This is a genomic window from Streptomyces sp. NPDC006235, from assembly GCF_040613735.1.
Lineage (GTDB): Bacteria > Actinomycetota > Actinomycetes > Streptomycetales > Streptomycetaceae > Streptomyces.
This window is the reverse complement of record NZ_JBEXSR010000020.1, coordinates 1-17,504: the sequence shown is the minus strand read 5'-3', so window position 1 is coordinate 17,504 and position 17,504 is coordinate 1. Positions and strand designations below refer to the sequence as shown.

The following is a 17,504-nucleotide window of genomic DNA, read 5'->3' as shown; positions in this document are numbered from 1 at the left end:
CCTCGGGTGTTACCCGCGTTGACGCGGCTCCGCGGGAGGTGCCGGCGGCCCGAAGGCCAAGTTCCGGCGCAGGTAACGGCGTCCGGGCCGGCCGGCCACGGTGGTGTCCCCGGTGCACGTGAAGCCGTTGCGGGCCAGGACCGTCATGGAGGCCCGGTTGTCCAGGGTGGTGACCGCGGTGAGGGAGGTCAGCCCGTAGTCGGTGGCGGCCAGGCGGCACACCTGCGCGACGGCCGCCGTCGCCACGCCCCGGCCCGCGGCCCGTTCGCCCACCCGGTAGCCGAGTTCGGCGCAGCCGTCCGTCAGGTCGAACAGGTTGACGCGGCCGACCAGGTTCCCCTCGTCGTCCAGGACGACATGGAAGCGGCACACGCCCGCTCGCTGTTCCGCGAGGAGCCCCCGGTGGCGTTCGGCGAACCCCTCGGCCGTGAAGTAGGCGTCCCCGCGGTCGGTCACCGTGCGGGCGAAGTACGCCCGGTTCTCCCGCTCGAAGGCCAGCACGGCGTCCGCGTGATCGAGCCGGAGCGGTTCCAAGGTCAGCATGGGCGGAGGATACGTACGGTCAGTCCTTGAGCACCGGGAATTTCCGGGGCGCGAGGAACAGCAGTACCAGGAACGCCAGTGCCGCCGCGCAGGAGGCGCCCAGGTAGACGGCGTGCACCGCCTCGGCGATCGCCCGCCGGGTCGCCTCCGGCGCGGTGCCCGAGTCCAGGGCCCGGGTCACCGAGTCGAGGTCGCCCGCGCCGCCGAGCCGGGCGGCCAGCACCCCGTTGGCGACCGCGCCGAAGACCGCCGCGCCGACCGTCTGGCCCGTCTGACGGCAGAACAGCACGGACGCGGTCGTCGTACCGCGCTCGGCCCAGCCCACCGTCGACTGCACGCCGACGAGCAGCGGCAACTGGAACAGGCCCAGCGCGGCGCCGAGCAGCAGCATCAGCAGGGCCGGCTGCCAGGCCTGCCCGGGGTAGGGCAGGAACGGGAACGCGAAGAGGATCAGAGCGGCCGCTCCGCTGCCCAGCATCGCGGTGTTGCGGAAGCCGATCCTGCGGTACACGTGCTGACTCAGCGCCGCCGACACGGGCCAGCTCAACGACCAGACGGAGAGCACGAATCCGGCGGCCACGGGAGCGAGGCCCAGCACCGACTGGGCGTAGGTGGGCAGGAACACCGCCGGCGCCACCATCAGCAGGCCGAGCGCGCCCAGGGCCAGATTGACCGCGGCGATCGTACGCCGCCGCCACACCCAGCCCGGGATGACCGGCTCCGCCGCCCGGCGCTCCACCAGCACCACGACCGCGACGAGGACGAGTCCCGTACCGAACAGGGCGAGTGAGGGCGCCGACAGCCACGGCCACGCCACCCCGCCCTGCACCAGGGCCGTGAGCAGCACACCGCCGCAGGCGAACACCGCGACGGCGCCCGCCCAGTCCACGCGCGCGTGCGCGCCGCCCTCGCGCTCCGGCTCGTGGAGGTGACGGACGATCAGCCACAACGCGACCGCGCCGATCGGCAGGTTGACCAGGAAGATCCAGCGCCAGTCCGCGTAGGCGGCGAGCACACCGCCGAGCCCCGGGCCGGCGACCGCCGAGACCGCCCACACCGTGGACAGCTTCGACTGGATCCTGGGACGGTCCTTCAGCGGGTAGAGGTCGGCGGCGAGCGTCTGCACGGTGCCCTGGAGTGCGCCGCCGCCCAGCCCCTGCACGACGCGGAACGCGATGAGCGCCCCCATGTTCCAGGCCAGCGCGCACAGCAGGGAACCGACGAGGAAGAGCACGGAGCCCGCGACGAGGACCGGTTTGCGCCCGAAGGTGTCGGAGAGCTTGCCGTAGACGGGCAGGCTGACGGTCACGGCCAGCAGGTAGCCGGAGAACAGCCAGGAGAAGACGGAGAAACCGCCGAGGTCCCCGACGATCTGCGGGACGGCGGTCGCGACGACGGTGGCGTCGAGCGCCGCCAGCGCCATGGAGAGCATCAGCGCGGCGACGACGGCACCGCGCCGGTCGGTCCTGACAGGATGTTCGGTCTCACGTGCCGCGGAACTGGTGCTGCCCACCCCGGGCCCTCCCCCTCGTGTCTGCCTGCCCCTTGCACCTACTTGCCGCCCGACAGCTTCGCACCCGACCCTGACGCAGCGGGAGGGTGGAGCCTGAGTGAGCCGACGAGTGGAGCGAACCCTGAGACGGTCTCCACCCTCCGGTGGACTGCCCCTAGGGGTACCTCCGTACTACGACCTGGGGAGGGTTCGTACCGGCGGAGGACGAGACGTGCGGGGGCCGGTCCTTAACCTGGCTTTACGCCGTCGGGGGGCGGCTTTGTACACCGGCGGGGGTGGGGTTTTCCACAGGAAAAGACTGCGCTGAGCACCAGGGCGCGGGACCCCTCCCCACCGCGAGACTGAAACGCGTCGGACGGATTCCTCGTCCGCATCGCGTACCAGCGGCTGTCGACCAGGCGACCGCCTTCACCATCTGCTGACCGATATAGGAGACATACCGTGACTTCGGCTGTGACCATTCCCAGGCACGGGGGTACTGGAGGGCGTACGGCCGTTGCCGCGCGGGCGCGGCAGGTCGTGAAGGCGTACGGGACCGGTGAGACCCGCGTCGTCGCGCTCGACCACGTCGACGTGGACATCGCACGCGGCCAGTTCACCGCGATCATGGGCCCCTCGGGGTCCGGCAAGTCCACGCTGATGCACTGCCTCGCCGGGCTCGACACCGTCACCGGCGGCCAGATCTACCTCGACGAGACCGAGATCACCGGCCTGAAGGACAAGAAGCTCACGCAGCTGCGCCGGGACCGGATCGGGTTCATCTTCCAGGCGTTCAACCTGCTGCCGACGCTGAATGCCATCGAGAACATCACGCTGCCCATGGACATCGCGGGTCGCAAGCCGGACAAGCAGTGGCTGGCACGGGTCGTGGAGACCGTCGGGCTCGCCGACCGGCTCAAGCACCGGCCCACCCAGCTGTCCGGCGGCCAGCAGCAGCGCGTCGCCGTGGCGCGGGCGCTCGCCGCCCGGCCCGAGATCATCTTCGGGGACGAGCCGACCGGAAACCTCGACTCGCGCGCCGGCGCCGAGGTGCTCGGCTTCCTGCGCCGGTCCGTGGACGAACTGGGCCAGACCATCGTGATGGTCACCCACGACCCGGTCGCCGCCAGTTACGCGGACCGCGTGCTGTACCTCGCCGACGGCCGCATCGTCGACGAGATGTACAAGCCGACCGCGGAGGCCGTCCTCGACCGCATGAAGGACTTCGACGCCCGGGGGCGCACGTCATGACCGTCATGAAGACCTCGATGCGCAACTTCTTCGCGCACAAGGGGCGGATGGCGCTCTCCGCGGTGGCCGTCCTGCTGTCGGTGGCCTTCGTCTGCGGCACGCTCGTCTTCACGGACACCATGTCGACGACGTTCGACAAGCTCTTCGCGGCCACCTCCTCGGACGTGACGGTGAGCGCCAAGGGCGCCTCCGACAGCGGTGAGACCACCGCCGACAACGGCAAGCCGCCGGTCATGCCGGCCTCCGTGCTCGGCGAGGTCCGCAAGGTGCAGGGCGTGAAGTCCGCCGAGGGCGCGGTGTTCTCCACCTCCGTGACCGTCGTGGACGCCGACAAGGACAGCCTGTCGCCCTCCAGCGGCGCCCCGACCATCGTCGGCGGCTGGAACAGCAACGAAGCCCGCACCATGAAGATCACCTCCGGTGCGGCCCCCAAGAGCGCCGACCAGATCATGGTCGACGCCGACACCGCCGACAAGCACGACCTGAAGCTCGGCGACGAGATCGGCGTGATCACCGCGGTCGGCACGCACACCGCGAAGATCTCCGGCATCGCCGACTTCACCGTCACCAACCCCGGGGCGGCGATCTTCTACCTCGACACCAAGACCGCCCAGCAGGCCCTGGTCGGTGAGAGCGGCGTCTACACCAACGTCAACGTCACCGCGGCCTCCGGCGTCAGCGACGCGCAGCTGAAGAAGAACGTCTCGGCCGAGCTGGGCGCCGGCTTCCAGGTGAAGACCGCCAAGGAGACCGCCGACGCCAACCAGAAGGACGTCGAGGGCTTCATGAACGTCATGAAGTACGCGATGCTCGGCTTCGCCGGGATCGCCTTCCTCGTCGGCATCTTCCTGATCATCAACACCTTCTCCATGCTGGTCGCCCAGCGCACCCGCGAGATCGGCCTGATGCGGGCGATCGGCTCCTCCCGCAAGCAGGTCAACCGCTCCGTGCTGGCCGAGGCGCTGCTGCTCGGCGTCGTCGGATCGGTGCTCGGAGTCGGCGCGGGCGTCGGCCTCGCCGTCGGCCTGATGAAGCTCATGGGCCAGATGGGCATGGAGCTGTCCACCGACGACCTGACGGTGGCCTGGACGACCCCGGTGGTCGGCCTCGTCCTCGGTGTCGTCGTCACCGTCCTGGCCGCCTACCTGCCCGCCCGGCGCGCCGGCAAGATCTCCCCGATGGCCGCACTGCGCGACGCGGGAGCCCCCGCGGACGCCCGGGCCGGCTGGATCCGCGGTGTGATCGGCACGGTCCTCACCGGTGCCGGCGGTGCCGCCCTGTACCTGACGGCACAGGCGGACAAGGCCACCGAGGGCTCGCTGTGGCTCGGCCTCGGCGTGGTGCTGTCGCTGATCGGCTTCGTCGTCATCGGCCCGCTGCTCGCCGGCGGCGTGGTCCGTGTCCTGGGCGCCGTCCTGCTGCGGATGTTCGGTCCTGTCGGCCGCATGGCCGAGCGCAACGCGCTGCGCAACCCGCGTCGCACCGGTGCGACGGGTGCCGCGCTGATGATCGGCCTCGCCCTGGTGGCGTGCCTGTCCGTGGTCGGCTCCTCCATGGTGGCGTCCGCCACCGACCAGCTCGACAAGACCGTCGGCACGGACTTCATCATCCAGTCCGACAGCGGCCAGCTGATCACCCCGCAGGCCGTCAAGGCCGCGAAGTCGGCCTCGGACGTGGAGCGGGTCACCGAGTACAAGTGGACCAAGGCCGACTTCACCACCCCCGACGGCAAGACGCTCAAGGACACGGCGATCACGGCCGCCGACCCGTCGTACGCGACCGACCTGCGCACCGAGACGGTCGCCGGCAAGCTGCCCGACGCCTACAAGCCCGACGCGATGTCCGTCCACGAGAAGTTCGCCAAGGACCACGGCATCAGCCTCGGCTCCAAGATCAAGGTCGCCTTCAAGGACGGCGCCACGGCCGACCTGACGGTCCGGGCGATCACCAGCAGTGACGTCGTGATCGACGCGGGCGCGATGTACACCTCCATCACCACGATGGCCAAGTACGTCCCGGCCGACAAGATGCCGCTGGACTCGCTGCTCTTCGCCAGCGCCAAGGAGGGGCAGCAGGACGCCGCGTACAAGTCCCTGAAGTCGGCGCTGCACGACTACCCGCAGTACACCGTGCGCGACCAGACCGACTACAAGGAATCGCTGAAGGACCAGATCGGCCAGCTGCTCAACATGATCTACGGCCTGCTGGCCCTGGCGATCATCGTCGCCATCCTGGGCGTGGTGAACACCCTGGCCCTGTCGGTGGTGGAGCGCACCCGGGAGATCGGCCTCATGCGGGCGATCGGCCTCTCCCGCCGTCAGCTGCGCCGCATGATCCGCATGGAGTCGGTCGTCATCGCCCTCTTCGGCGCCCTGCTGGGACTCGGACTGGGCATGGGCTGGGGGGCCACCGCACAGCAGCTCCTGGCCCTGGAGGGCCTGGGAGTCCTGGAGATCCCCTGGCCGACGATCATCGGCGTCTTCGTCAGCTCGGCGTTCGTGGGACTGTTCGCGGCGCTCATCCCCGCGTTCCGGGCGGGCCGGATGAACGTCCTGAACGCGATCGCGACCGAATAGCCGGCCAAGACCACCGCACACGGGGGTTGCGGAGGACGGGCCCGCCCCGGAGGTTTTCGCCTCCGGGCGGGCCCGTGCGCGACCGGGCGGCGGCATCCGGTGTCAGCGCGCCGCCGGCCGCTCCAGGAGGACGTACCCGTTGGCCTTGCCCGCGACGGCGTAGTCGGCGCCGGGGTGCAGCCGCCGGGCGTAGCCCACGGGGTCGCGGTACCTGCCGTCGATGTTCTCCAGGGCGATGTACCCGGGCGTGATGCCCTGGGTGCCGCCGAGCCAGAAGACCCGGCAGCGCGAGGTCAGGCGGCTGATCGGGCCGACGTTGGCCTCGACGGTGGCGCCGTCGGGGATCCGCGCCAAGAGCCGCTCGACGCCGGACACCGGGGCGGGCTTGCGGTAGACCTCGGCCTCCGTGAGCTGCGCCAGCGGCAGCGAGGTGGTCAGTGCCAGCGCCGCCGCGGCGACGGCGGCCGGCAGCTGGGCGGCGTACGAGCTCAGCCACGGGCGCGGGCTCGTACGCGCGGTCGCGAGGGCTTCGGCCAGGGCGAGGAAGACGACCGGCATCAGGACCGCGCTGTAGTGCCAGTCGGTGCCCCAGTAGTGCTCGTCCCCGGACAGGAAGCGCCAGCCGAGCGTCGGCAGGGCCACCAGCAGCAGCGGGGACCGCAGGGCGAGCAGTCCGGTGGTGGGGATCAGCAGCCAGGCGAGGGTGCGCAGCTTGGTGCCGAGACCGTCGAGGGGGCTGCCCGACTCGCTGACCTTGTTCCAGTAGTCGTAGGTGCCGGAGGTGTTGAACGCCGGGATGACCACCGTGAGGACGAGCACGGTCGCCGCCAGGCCGAACACCGCGGCACCGAGCGCGTACGCAGCCGTCCGGGGTGACGAGCCGCGCGCCCGCCACGCGACGACGAGCGCGATCGCCGCCAGGGTCAGTCCCAGGTCCTCCTTCACCAGCACCAGGGGAAGCGCCCAGTACAGGGCCGCGCGCCGGCGCTCCGCGAGCACGGCCTCCAGGGATAAGGCGATCAGCGGGACGGCGAAGCAGATCTCGTGGAAGTCGAAGTCGACGGCCCGCTGGACGCCCCAGGACAGTCCGTAGGCGAGACCGAGCGCCAGACCGCGGCGCCGGCCGAGGAGGCGGGCGGCGGCGCGGGTGACGGGTACGGCGGACAGGGCGAACAGCGCGGCCTGCGCGACCAGCAGCGTGACCGGCGAGGGAAACAGCCGGTACACCGGCGCGAGCAGGGCCGTCACCGGGCTGAAGTGGTCACCCAGGATGTCGAACCCCGGCCCCTTGAGGTCGGCCACCGGCGCCCGCAGATGCGCGTACGCCCGCACGACCTGCTCGAAGATGCCCAGGTCCCAGGAGAGGGTCGTCATGTGCCGGTAGCGGCCGACGGAGACGGCCGCGTAGGCGGCGCAGAGGGCTGCGGCGAGGATCCACGGGTCCCACCGCGCGCGGTCCGGGGGCGGATCGTCGCGGGGCAGGCCGACCGGTGTCGGTATGTGGGGCTGGGGCTCTGAGGCCCGGAGGGTGGACGCGGGCATGCCGTGCCTTACGGGTGGGGGGTACCGCTCGGGGGACCGGACCGATCATGCCGTGGCGAAATCAACGGGTGGGGGTGATGTTGTGAAGGTTGGGCGGCCGATTCCCAGTTGACCGGCCGCACTCGCTCGACCGGAAGAGGGGTCGTCCACAGCCCCGCCGCGCGGACGCGCATCGTCGTACGCTGGAGACCCCCGGCCCGCAGCGCGCGTCGGGCCCGTCGTGTTGCCCACCCCTGGACGGAAAAATCCCCGAATGAGCCTGCACGGTCTGCTCGACGCCGTAACCAAGGACGCCGCCCTCGCGGAAGCGATCAACGCGGCCGCAGACGGCAACCGCATGCATGTCGACCTGGTCGGTCCCCCGGCGGCCCGCCCCTTCGCGGTCGCCGCCCTGGCCCGCGACACGGGCCGCCCGGTGCTGGCGGTGACGGCGACGGGCCGTGAGGCGGAGGACCTGGCCGCGGCCCTGCGCTCCCTCCTCCCGCCGGAGGGGATCGTGGAGTACCCGTCCTGGGAGACGCTGCCGCACGAGCGGCTCAGCCCCCGCAGCGACACCGTCGGCCGTCGCCTGGCCGTGCTGCGCCGCCTGGCCCACCCGCGCCCCGACGACCCCGAGACCGGCCCGGTCTCCGTCGTCGTCGCGCCCGTCCGGTCCGTGCTCCAGCCGCAGGTCAAGGGCCTCGGCGACCTGGAGCCGGTCGCCCTGAGGACGGGCCAGACCGCCGACCTGAACGAGATCGTCGACGCCCTCGCGGCCGCCGCGTACGCGCGCGTGGAGCTCGTGGAGAAGCGCGGCGAGTTCGCCGTGCGCGGCGGCATCCTCGACGTGTTCCCGCCCACCGAGGAACACCCCCTGCGCGTCGAGTTCTGGGGCGACGACGTCGAGGAGATCCGCTACTTCAAGGTCGCCGACCAGCGCTCCCTCGAAGTCGCCGAGCACGGCCTGTGGGCGCCGCCGTGCCGCGAGCTGCTGCTCACCGAGGACGTCCGCGCGCGGGCGCGTGCCCTCGCCGAGGAGCACCCCGAGCTCGGCGAACTCCTCGGCAAGATCGCCGAGGGGATCGCGGTGGAGGGCATGGAGTCCCTCGCGCCGGTCCTGGTCGACGACATGGAGCTGCTGCTCGACGTGCTGCCCAAGGGCTCCATGGCCGTCGTGTGCGACCCGGAGCGGGTCCGCACGCGCGCGTCGGACCTGGTGGCCACGTCGCAGGAGTTCCTCCAGGCCTCCTGGGCGGCCACCGCCGGCGGCGGCGAGGCGCCCATCGACGTCGGCGCGGCCTCCCTGTGGTCCATCGCCGACGTCCGGGACCGGGCCCGCGAGCTGGACATGATGTGGTGGTCGGTGTCGCCGTTCGCCGCGGACGAGGAACTGGACGCGGACACCCTGAAGCTGGGGATGCACGCCCCGGAGACCTACCGCGGGGACACCGCCAAGGCCCTCGCCGACACCAAGGGCTGGCTCGCCGACGGCTGGCGCACGGTGTTCGTCACCGAGGCGCACGGCCCGGCGGCCCGAACGGTCGAGGTGCTGGGCGGCGAGGGCATCGCCGCCCGCCTGGACTCGGAGCTTGCCGAGATCTCCCCGTCGGTCGTGCACGTGGCGTGCGGCTCGATCGAGCACGGCTTCGTCGACCCGGCCCTCCAACTCGCCGTCCTGACCGAAACGGACCTGACCGGTCAGCGGGCGGCGGGCCGCGACGGCGCCCGGATGCCGGCCCGCCGCCGCAAGACCATCGACCCGCTCACCCTGGAGCCGGGCGACTACATCGTCCACGAGCAGCACGGCGTCGGCCGCTACATCGAGATGGTGCAGCGCACCGTGCAGGGCGCCACCCGCGAGTACCTGGTCGTCGAGTACGCGCCCGCCAAGCGCGGCCAGCCCGGCGACCGCCTGTACATCCCCACCGACCAGCTGGAGCAGATCACCAAGTACGTCGGCGGCGAGGCCCCCACCCTGCACCGCCTCGGCGGCGCCGACTGGACGAAGACGAAGGCCCGCGCGAAGAAGGCCGTCAAGGAGATCGCGGCCGACCTGATCAAGCTCTACAGCGCCCGCATGGCGGCCCCCGGCCACGCCTTCGGCACGGACACCCCCTGGCAGCGCGAACTGGAGGACGCCTTCCCCTACGCGGAGACGCCCGACCAGCTCACCACCATCGCCGAGGTCAAGGAGGACATGGAGAAGTCGGTCCCGATGGACCGTCTGATCTGCGGTGACGTCGGCTACGGCAAGACCGAGATCGCGGTCCGGGCCGCCTTCAAGGCCGTCCAGGACGGCAAGCAGGTCGCCGTCCTGGTGCCCACGACCCTGCTGGTGCAGCAGCACTTCGGGACGTTCAGCGAGCGCTACGCGCAGTTCCCGGTGAACGTGAAGGCACTGTCCCGCTTCCAGACCGACACCGAGGCCAAGGCGGTCCTGGAAGGCCTGCGCGACGGCTCGGTGGACATCGTCATCGGCACCCACCGCCTGTTCTCGTCGGAGACCAAGTTCAAGGACCTGGGCCTGGTCATCGTCGACGAGGAGCAGCGCTTCGGCGTCGAGCACAAGGAGCAGCTGAAGAAGCTCCGCGCCAACGTCGACGTGCTGACCATGTCCGCGACCCCGATCCCCCGGACCCTGGAGATGGCGGTCACCGGCATCCGCGAGATGTCGACGATCACCACCCCGCCGGAGGAGCGCCACCCGGTGCTGACCTTCGTCGGCCCCTACGAGGAGAAGCAGATCGGCGCCGCCATCCGCCGCGAGCTGCTGCGCGAGGGCCAGGTCTTCTACATCCACAACCGCGTCGAGTCGATCGACCGGGCCGCCGCCCGGCTGCGCGAGATCGTCCCCGAGGCGCGCATCGCCACCGCCCACGGCCAGATGTCCGAGCAGGCGCTGGAACAGGTCGTCGTCGACTTCTGGGAGAAGAAGTTCGACGTGCTGGTGTCCACGACCATCGTGGAATCCGGCATCGACATCTCCAACGCCAACACCCTCATCGTCGAGCGCGGCGACACCTTCGGCCTGTCCCAGCTGCACCAGCTGCGCGGCCGGGTGGGCCGGGGCCGCGAGCGCGGGTACGCGTACTTCCTCTACCCGCCGGAGAAGCCCCTGACCGAGACCGCGCACGAGCGGCTCGCGACCATCGCCCAGCACACGGAGATGGGCGCCGGTATGTACGTGGCGATGAAGGACCTGGAGATCCGCGGCGCGGGCAACCTGCTCGGCGGCGAGCAGTCCGGGCACATCGCGGGCGTCGGCTTCGACCTGTACGTGCGGATGGTCGGCGAGGCCGTCGCCGACTACCGGCGCCAGCTGGAGACCGGCGAGATCGAGGAGGAGCCGCCGCTCGAGGTCAAGATCGAGCTGCCCGTCGACGCGCACGTCCCGCACGACTACGCGCCCGGCGAGCGCCTGAGGCTCCAGGCGTACCGCGCCATCGCCTCCGCCAACACGGAGGAGGACATCAAGGCCGTACGCGAGGAACTCGTCGACCGCTACGGCAAGTTGCCCGAACCGGTGGAGAACCTGCTGCTCGTGGCCGGTCTGCGGATGCTCGCCCGGGCGTGCGGCGTCGGCGAGATCGTGCTCCAGGGCACCAACATCCGCTTCGCTCCCGTGGAGTTGCGCGAGTCGCAGGAGCTGCGGGTCAAGCGTCTGTACCCCGGCGTCGTCATCAAGCCGGCCGTCCACCAGGTGCTGGTGCCGCGCCCGAAGACCGCGAAGGTCGGCGGCAAGCCGCTGGTCGGGCGCGACCTGCTGGCGTGGGTCGGGGAGTTCCTGACGTCGGTACTGGGATCCTGACGCTGACGCCCTGTCAGGCCACCGGTCGCACGCGTGCGCCGGTGGCCTCGCGCAGGGCAGCCGCCAGCCGGTCGCGGACCTCGACCTGTGCGGCGATGCGCGCCTCCAGCACCGCGAGACGGCCGGCGGCGACCCGGAGCCCCTCCTGGGAGGCGGGCCCGGCCGTGACGTCGCCGTCCAGGCACGGCAGGAACACCCGTACGTCGTCGAGCGTCAGGCCCACGTCCAGCAGACGGCGGACGTTGCGGACGCGGACGGCCGTGCCGGCGTCGTACAGGCGGTAGCCGTTCGCGGCGCGTGCGGAGGTGATGAGCCCCGCCTGCTCGTAGTGGCGCAGGGCGCGCGGTGTCGTGCCGGTCGCCTCGGCGAGTTCGCCGATCCGCATACGTGGTTCCGCCATGTGCGTCAGTCTCATGTGACGACCGCGCCGCCGTCCACCGGAAGGATCACGCCCGTGACGAATGAGGCCTGCGGCGAGGCCAGTTGGGTGATGGCCCACGCCACTTCCTCGGGGCGTCCGATCCGGCCGAGCGGTGTGTGTGCGAGCTGCCACGCGCGGATCGCCGCCGCCTGCTCGGGGGTGTGGCCCGCGTGTTCGCCGATCGGTGTGCCGATCGCGCCCGGCGCCACGGCGGCGACCCGGATCCCCAGCGGGGCGAGCTCGACCGCCCAGCTGCGCGTGAGTATCTCCAGGGCGGCCTTCCCGGCCGCGTACAGGGAGTTGCCCGGCCAGCCGCGCTGCCCGACGGCCGTCGTCACGTTCACGATCACACCCCGGCTGTCCTCCAGTGCCGGAAGCGCGGCCTGCACGAGCAGGACGGGAGCGAGGAGGTTCGTCGCGAGCTCGGGCTCGACGGCGGCACGCGTGTAGGTGCGCAGGGACTGGGTGTTGACGATGCCCGCGTTGTTCACGAGCACGTCGATGCGGCCGTGCCGGTCGAGTGCCGTACGGACGATGCTGTCGGGAGCGCCGTCGGCCGTGATGTCGGCGACGAGCGGGCCGATGCGGGCCGGGTCGTGGGCGGCGGTCTCCGCGAGGGGCGCCGCGCGGCGGCCCACCGCCACGACCTGTGCGCCCGTGTCGGCGAACGCCCGGGCGGTGGCCCGGCCGATACCGGTACCGGCGCCGGTGACGAGTACGGTGCGCGGGGTCTTCGAATCTGGGGATGCCATGCGGGGATCGTCGGACCCTGACGTCAGTGTCAAGGTCAAGCGAACGCGTCACGGCCGTGCGAAGCCGCCCGCAGGAGGTGTCTGTCCGCGGACGGCCTCTGAGGGCGGAGGCGTTATTGCTGGTCGGGCCGTTCGCGGTCGCGGTCCATGCCGAGCTGTCCCTCGACCCGCTGCTGCCCGGCGTCGATCTGGTCCTCGTACTTGCCGCCGGTCCTCTCGTTCATCTTCTGTTCCGCGGAGTCGGAGCCTTGCTTGCCCTTCCGCGCCTGGCTCTTGAACTTGTCGAAGATGCCCATTCAGAAACTCCCTCCGGGGATGGCTCAGAACCGACGATACGCGCGGCATGCGAGGAATGCCCGTTTAGGGCCGATGTGGTCTGGACCTCTTCCTCGCTACGGTGGGACAGGCACACGCCGCCCGTGCGGAGGCGGAACAGGCAAGCAGGGGAGGGGCGCACGGTGAGGCGTCTGAGGCGCGGGGCGGCACTGGCCGTCGCGATGATGTTCGCCGGCCCGGCACTGGCCGGCTGTGAAGGCCTGACCCCGCCGGCGGACGGCGGTGGGCCCTCGGGGTCCGGCGTCCCGACGGCCGGTGACGGACGGGCCGTGAGCCCGCTGGACAACCCGGACGGCACGAAGCCGGGCCTGGCGGCGATCACCTCCGCCGAGGACAAGGCGCGGGCCCGTGCCGTCATCGAGAAGGTTCAGACGAAGGGACGCGGGCCCAGGACGGGCTACGAACGGGACAAGTTCGGCTACGCCTGGATGGACTCGGCACCGGCCGACGTCCCCTTCGCCCGCAACGGGTGCGACTCGCGCAACGACCTCCTGAAGCGCGACGGGGAGGATCTTCGCTTCCGGTCGGGCTCGGACTGCGTCGTCATGGCGCTGACGCTGCACGACCCGTACACCGGGAAGGTCATCGAGTGGACCAAGTCCCGTGCGACGAAGGTCCAGATCGACCACGTCATGCCGCTGTCCTACGACTGGCAGATGGGCGCCTCGCGCTGGACGAAGGACAAGCGTGAGGCCATCGCGAACGACCCGCTCAACCTCGTCCCGGTGGACGGGCCGACCAACGGCTCCAAGGGCGACTCCGGTCCGGCCTCCTGGCTGCCCCCGAACAAGCGGATCCGCTGCGCCTACGTGGTGCGCTTCGCCCAGGTGTCGCTGAAGTACGAGCTTCCCGTCACGGCGGCGGACAAGCGGATGATGCTGAAGCAGTGCGGCAGTTGAAACCGGATGAGGCAAGCCCGGCCGGAGCGCGCCGGATGCCGAGCGGACTCGTCGCGCTGGCGCTCGGCGGGTTCGGCATCGGTCTGACCGAGTTCCTCATCGCCGGGCTGCTGCCGCAGGTGGCGTCGAGCTTCGCGGTGTCCGAGGCGGCCGCGGGCCGGCTGATCTCCGGATACGCGCTGAGTGTCGCGGTGGGAGCGATCGCGCTGACCGCGGCGACGGCACGGCTGCCCCGCAAGCAGGTCCTGGTCGGCCTGGTGGCGCTGTTCGTCCTCGGGAACCTGCTGTCGGCCGTCGCGCCGAACTACGCGGTGATGCTGCTCGGGCGCATCGTCGCGGCGCTGTGCCACGGCTCGTTCTTCGGCATCGGCTCGCTGGTCGCGCGCCGTCTGGTCGTGCCGGAGAAGAAGTCCCAGGCCGTGGCGGTCATGTTCGCCGGGCTGACCGTCGCGAACGTGCTGGGCGTGCCGTTCGGCGCGCTGGTCGGTGAGCGCTGGGGCTGGCGGGCGGCGTTCTGGGCGGTGACCGCGATCGGCGTCCTCGCCTTGGCGGGAATCGCCGCGCTGGTGCCCGCGTGGGCGGGCCGGACACCTGCGCCCTCGGGGACGGCCGAGGGGGAACCGGTGCCGCCCAGCGGCCTGCGGGCGCAGGTGCGGGCCTTCCGGTCCTGGCAGGTCTGGCTGACGTTGACGGCCACCGCGCTCGGCTACGGTGGGATGTTCGGTGCCTTCAGCTACATCGCCTACACCTTCACCGAGGTCAGCGGCTTCGCCCCGGCGGACGTCGCCTGGCTGCTGATGGTCTACGGCGTCGGACTGGTCGTCGGAAACATCGTCGGCGGGCGCGCGGCCGACCGCGACCGTGACCGTGCCCTGGTCCTCGCCCTGGCCGGACTCACCCTCACACTGGCCCTGTTCGGGCTGCTCGCCGGCAGCGCGACCGCATCGGTCGTCCTGGTGTTCGTGATGGGGGTGACGGGGTTCGCCAGTGTGCCCGGGATGATCACGCGTGTCACCGACCACGCGCACGGTGCGGCACTGGCCGCCAGCGCCAACGTGTCCGCGTCCAACGTCGGCAACGCCCTCGGCGCCTGGCTCGGAGGCCTGGCCATCACCGCGGGCCTGGGCTACACCTCACCGCTCTACGTCGGCGCCGGCATCGCCCTGCTGGCCACGGTCGTCATGGTCATCGCCGCACGCCAGGCCAGGTCTTCGCAGGTGGAAGACCGTGTCCCCACGCGGTAATTCGGTTCCGGCCGCGCCCCCGCACGCCTACCGTGATCGCATGCAGCCGAAGATATCGAGCCTCGCCGACCGCCCGGACATGCTGGAGCGGGTCGTCGGGATGGCGGACAGCTGGCCGGAGTTCGCGATCCAGGACCTCGTCGGTGCCGCGCACTTCCCGCGGATCGCCACCGAACTCCCGCAGTACGTCCTGTTCGCCGAGGACGAGCAGGGCGAGATCGTCGCGAACGGCTACAGCGTGCCCTTCGCCCTCCAGGCCGAGGGCCGTGGCCGACTGCCCGGGAACGGCTGGGACACGGTCCTCGTGTGGGCCTTCTCCGACCTGCGCCGCGGCGTCCGCCCCGACACCGTCAGCGCGATCTCGATCTCCGTCGCCCCGCACGCCCAGGGCCGCGGCCTGTCCGCGCTGATGCTCTCGGCCATGCGCGACAACGCCCGGGCGCACGGCTTCCGGGAGGTCGTCGCCCCGGTCCGCCCCAACGCCAAGCACCTGGAACCGCACACGCCCATCGAGGAGTACGCCCACCGGGTCCGCCCCGACGGCCTGCCCCAGGACCCGTGGCTGCGGGTCCACGCCCGGGCCGGTGCCACCATCGACTCCGTGGCACCGGCGTCCATGACGGTGGCCGCCTCACTGGCGGACTGGCGCCGCTGGACCGGGCTGCCCTTCGACACCCGGGGCGACGTCGAGGTACCCGGCGCCCTGGTGCCGGTGCGCTGCGAACCGGAGCGCGGCTACGCGGTGTACGTCGAGCCCAACGTGTGGATGCGGCATCCCCTGTGACCGGGCGGGCCCGTCCCGGAGCTCCCCTACGACCCGTAGGCCGGCTGGCCCGCCACCGCCGCGAGTTCGGGGGCGGGCTCGACGCCCAGCTCCCTGCGCAGCCGTCGCCGTAGGTCCCGGAACAGCTCGGCGGCCCTGCTGGGGGCTCCGAGCTCCACGAACGCCCGCATGAGCAGCAGATGGCTGGGCTCGTCGAGCGGCTCCCAGGACACCAGGAACGTCGCGGTCTCCGCCGCCTCGTGGGGACGGCCGCCGGCCAGGAGACTGTGACCGGCCTCCCGCAGCGCGTGGAACCTGCGCTCGTCCCAGCCGGCCTGGTGCAACTCCGCCCAGGCCGAGCGCACATCGGACATCAGCGGCTGCCGCAGCATCTCCAGGTCCCGCGCGCGGGGCGGCGCCCCGGGCCGGGTGACGCGTTCCAGGGCCTCCTCCGCCAGCCTCCAGTCGCTGGTCAGCGCGTCGGTGAGATGCACCGTCTCGCCTTCGGTGTACGTCAGTTCCCAGGGCAGGCTCCGGTTCGTCCGCCACAACAGGCGGCTGAGTCTGCGCCGTCCGACGCTCTCCGGCAGGTCGGGCCAGAGCGCGCCGACGAGGGCGGGTCTTCGGGCCCTGCGCCCGCCCCGCAGTTCCAGGTAGGCGAGCAGTTCGGCGGTCTGCGGCGGCAGTCGGTGGGATTCGTGTTCCGCGAGGTGGATTCCGTCGTCACCCAGCAGACGCAGCAGCACGGTGGGTTCGGTCCTGCTCTTGTCCGGGTGGGCGGAGGCCACTCCGAACGGAGATGCGTATGGCAAAGGTTCCCCCTGTGTTTCCCCGTATCCGGCCCTTGTCCTCGTAAGTACCGGGCCGCGCGTGATGGGACAGAGGTCAGCCTGCCGATCACGCGCCAGACAGTTAACACCGGCCTGTCGAACAGAACAAGCCATATGGGCACCGCTCGTGGGACAGCGGTGACCGAAAGTGATTTCCCGGCGCATCCGGCCGTCGACGGGTCCGGCCGCGCTGACCTGGCCCGAAAACAGCGCGGAGACACCCGGGAGACACCTCCGCTGCATGATGTGCCCATGTCCGAGATCGTCAGGGGGCGCACCGGGGTGAGTGCGGAGACGGGGCCTTGTGAGCCTGGGCGAGCCGTTGGCCAACCGGCCGCAACGGCTTGCCAGTTGACTCATGGAGGACTCCGTGAACAAGAACCGCGTCATCGCGAGCACCGTGCTCGTGGGTGCCCTCATCGGTGCCGCCGCACCGGCCGCCACCGCCGCGACCCCGGCTCCGGCCCGCTCCGTGGCCCAGGTGCAGACGGTCGACACCCACCGCGCGGTCTCCTCGGCCGCCGAGGTGAGGATCGCCACGCCGGCCACCTCCACCCACGCCGCCACGGGCTCGACCACGGCCTCGACCACCGCCTCGGCCGCCGCCGAGACGGGGGAGTTCGCCGCCCAGGGCCGCATCAGCTGGCTCATCGGCAAGCTGAAGGGCCTCGGCTCGACCGCCTGGAACAAGCTGAAGGCCGCGGCCAAGAGCGGCTACACCGCGTTCAAGAAGGCGTACGAGAAGTACGTGCCGTGGCTGGTCCGCAAGGCGATCGAGGTCGGCTACACGGTCTACGAGGTCTACACCATTGTGAAGGACTTCGTCAGCTGAGGACCCAGCTGACCGAGGGCCCGATCAGCGGGTTTCCCCGTCCGGACACGCGTCGGGAAACCACCGTCGCAGCGCCCGGACACCCGGCCGGCTCTCGGTGACCCGCGCGGCCGCGGGAGCGGGGGCTCCGCTCGGCCGTCACCGCCGGTCAGAGTGCCGGCCGGTCACCCGGCCGGCTCGATATCGATCCAGCCGATTCCGACCACGGCTGAGGCACACCCACCCTCGCACGAAGG

The 17,504-nt window shown here is 71.5% G+C and carries 14 protein-coding genes; 7 read left to right on the top strand and 7 right to left on the bottom strand.

Going from position 1 to position 17,504, the window contains the following annotated elements:
- Window positions 1–9 precede the first annotated feature (9 nt).
- Both ABZ192_RS23105 and ABZ192_RS23100 read right to left on the bottom strand, forming a co-directional pair.
- Window positions 10–543 carry a GNAT family N-acetyltransferase gene (locus tag ABZ192_RS23105; protein WP_356926340.1) on the bottom strand — a complete coding sequence of 178 codons (534 nt, stop codon included), beginning with the start codon at window positions 541–543 and terminating at the stop codon, window positions 10–12.
- A 19-nt stretch (window positions 544–562) separates the two neighbouring features.
- The gene (locus ABZ192_RS23100) at window positions 563–2,056 is read right to left on the bottom strand and encodes an MFS transporter (protein WP_356926339.1); all 1,494 of its coding nucleotides are present in this window, start codon (window positions 2,054–2,056) and stop codon (window positions 563–565) included.
- Window positions 2,057–2,497: 441 nt separating this feature from the next.
- Between ABZ192_RS23100 and ABZ192_RS23095 the strand changes: the two genes are divergently transcribed.
- Both ABZ192_RS23095 and ABZ192_RS23090 read left to right on the top strand, forming a co-directional pair.
- Window positions 2,498–3,286: an ABC transporter ATP-binding protein gene (locus ABZ192_RS23095; RefSeq protein ID WP_354744452.1), complete on the top strand. Its 789-nt coding sequence runs from the start codon at window positions 2,498–2,500 to the stop codon at window positions 3,284–3,286.
- Complete coding sequence (locus ABZ192_RS23090; RefSeq protein ID WP_356926338.1) at window positions 3,283–5,862, top strand: FtsX-like permease family protein; 2,580 nt, start codon at window positions 3,283–3,285, stop codon at window positions 5,860–5,862. The genes ABZ192_RS23095 and ABZ192_RS23090 overlap by 4 nt, the downstream gene beginning before the upstream one ends.
- A gap of 102 nt (window positions 5,863–5,964) precedes the next feature.
- On the opposite strand, the gene ABZ192_RS23085 is transcribed toward ABZ192_RS23090, so the two are convergent.
- Window positions 5,965–7,404, bottom strand: coding sequence for a DUF2079 domain-containing protein (locus ABZ192_RS23085; protein WP_356926337.1), 1,440 nt, complete (start codon window positions 7,402–7,404; stop codon window positions 5,965–5,967).
- Between the two features lie 253 nt (window positions 7,405–7,657).
- Between ABZ192_RS23085 and mfd the strand changes: the two genes are divergently transcribed.
- Window positions 7,658–11,191: a transcription-repair coupling factor gene (gene mfd, locus ABZ192_RS23080; RefSeq protein ID WP_356926336.1), complete on the top strand. Its 3,534-nt coding sequence runs from the start codon at window positions 7,658–7,660 to the stop codon at window positions 11,189–11,191.
- A gap of 13 nt (window positions 11,192–11,204) precedes the next feature.
- Here mfd and ABZ192_RS23075 read toward each other — a convergent pair whose 3' ends face one another.
- The 3 genes from ABZ192_RS23075 to ABZ192_RS23065 form a co-directional block, all read right to left on the bottom strand.
- Window positions 11,205–11,576, bottom strand: a complete 372-nt coding sequence (locus ABZ192_RS23075) for a MerR family transcriptional regulator (protein WP_356926450.1) — start codon at window positions 11,574–11,576, stop codon at window positions 11,205–11,207.
- A gap of 26 nt (window positions 11,577–11,602) precedes the next feature.
- Window positions 11,603–12,364, bottom strand: coding sequence for an SDR family oxidoreductase (locus ABZ192_RS23070; protein ID WP_356926335.1), 762 nt, complete (start codon window positions 12,362–12,364; stop codon window positions 11,603–11,605).
- Between the two features lie 113 nt (window positions 12,365–12,477).
- Complete coding sequence (locus ABZ192_RS23065) at window positions 12,478–12,660, bottom strand: antitoxin (RefSeq protein WP_356926334.1); 183 nt, start codon at window positions 12,658–12,660, stop codon at window positions 12,478–12,480.
- A 162-nt stretch (window positions 12,661–12,822) separates the two neighbouring features.
- Here ABZ192_RS23065 and ABZ192_RS23060 point away from each other — a divergent pair, with 162 nt between their 5' ends.
- Genes ABZ192_RS23060 through ABZ192_RS23050 form a run of 3 tightly spaced genes read left to right on the top strand, consistent with a single transcriptional unit; the run spans window position 12,823 to window position 15,627 of the window.
- The gene (locus tag ABZ192_RS23060; RefSeq protein WP_356926333.1) at window positions 12,823–13,599 is read left to right on the top strand and encodes an HNH endonuclease family protein; all 777 of its coding nucleotides are present in this window, start codon (window positions 12,823–12,825) and stop codon (window positions 13,597–13,599) included.
- 35 nt (window positions 13,600–13,634) lie between these two features.
- Window positions 13,635–14,843, top strand: a complete 1,209-nt coding sequence (locus ABZ192_RS23055) for an MFS transporter (RefSeq protein WP_356926332.1) — start codon at window positions 13,635–13,637, stop codon at window positions 14,841–14,843.
- 40 nt (window positions 14,844–14,883) lie between these two features.
- Entirely contained in the window at window positions 14,884–15,627 is a 744-nt protein-coding gene (locus ABZ192_RS23050) for an N-acetyltransferase (RefSeq protein ID WP_356926331.1), read from the top strand.
- Window positions 15,628–15,653: 26 nt separating this feature from the next.
- Here the strand turns inward: ABZ192_RS23050 and ABZ192_RS23045 are convergent, their stop codons facing one another.
- The gene (locus ABZ192_RS23045) at window positions 15,654–16,418 is read right to left on the bottom strand and encodes a bacterial transcriptional activator domain-containing protein (RefSeq protein WP_356926330.1); all 765 of its coding nucleotides are present in this window, start codon (window positions 16,416–16,418) and stop codon (window positions 15,654–15,656) included.
- Between the two features lie 388 nt (window positions 16,419–16,806).
- On the opposite strand from ABZ192_RS23045, the gene ABZ192_RS23040 reads away from it, so the two are divergent.
- Window positions 16,807–17,268: a hypothetical protein gene (locus tag ABZ192_RS23040; RefSeq protein WP_356926329.1), complete on the top strand. Its 462-nt coding sequence runs from the start codon at window positions 16,807–16,809 to the stop codon at window positions 17,266–17,268.
- Window positions 17,269–17,504 lie beyond the last annotated feature (236 nt).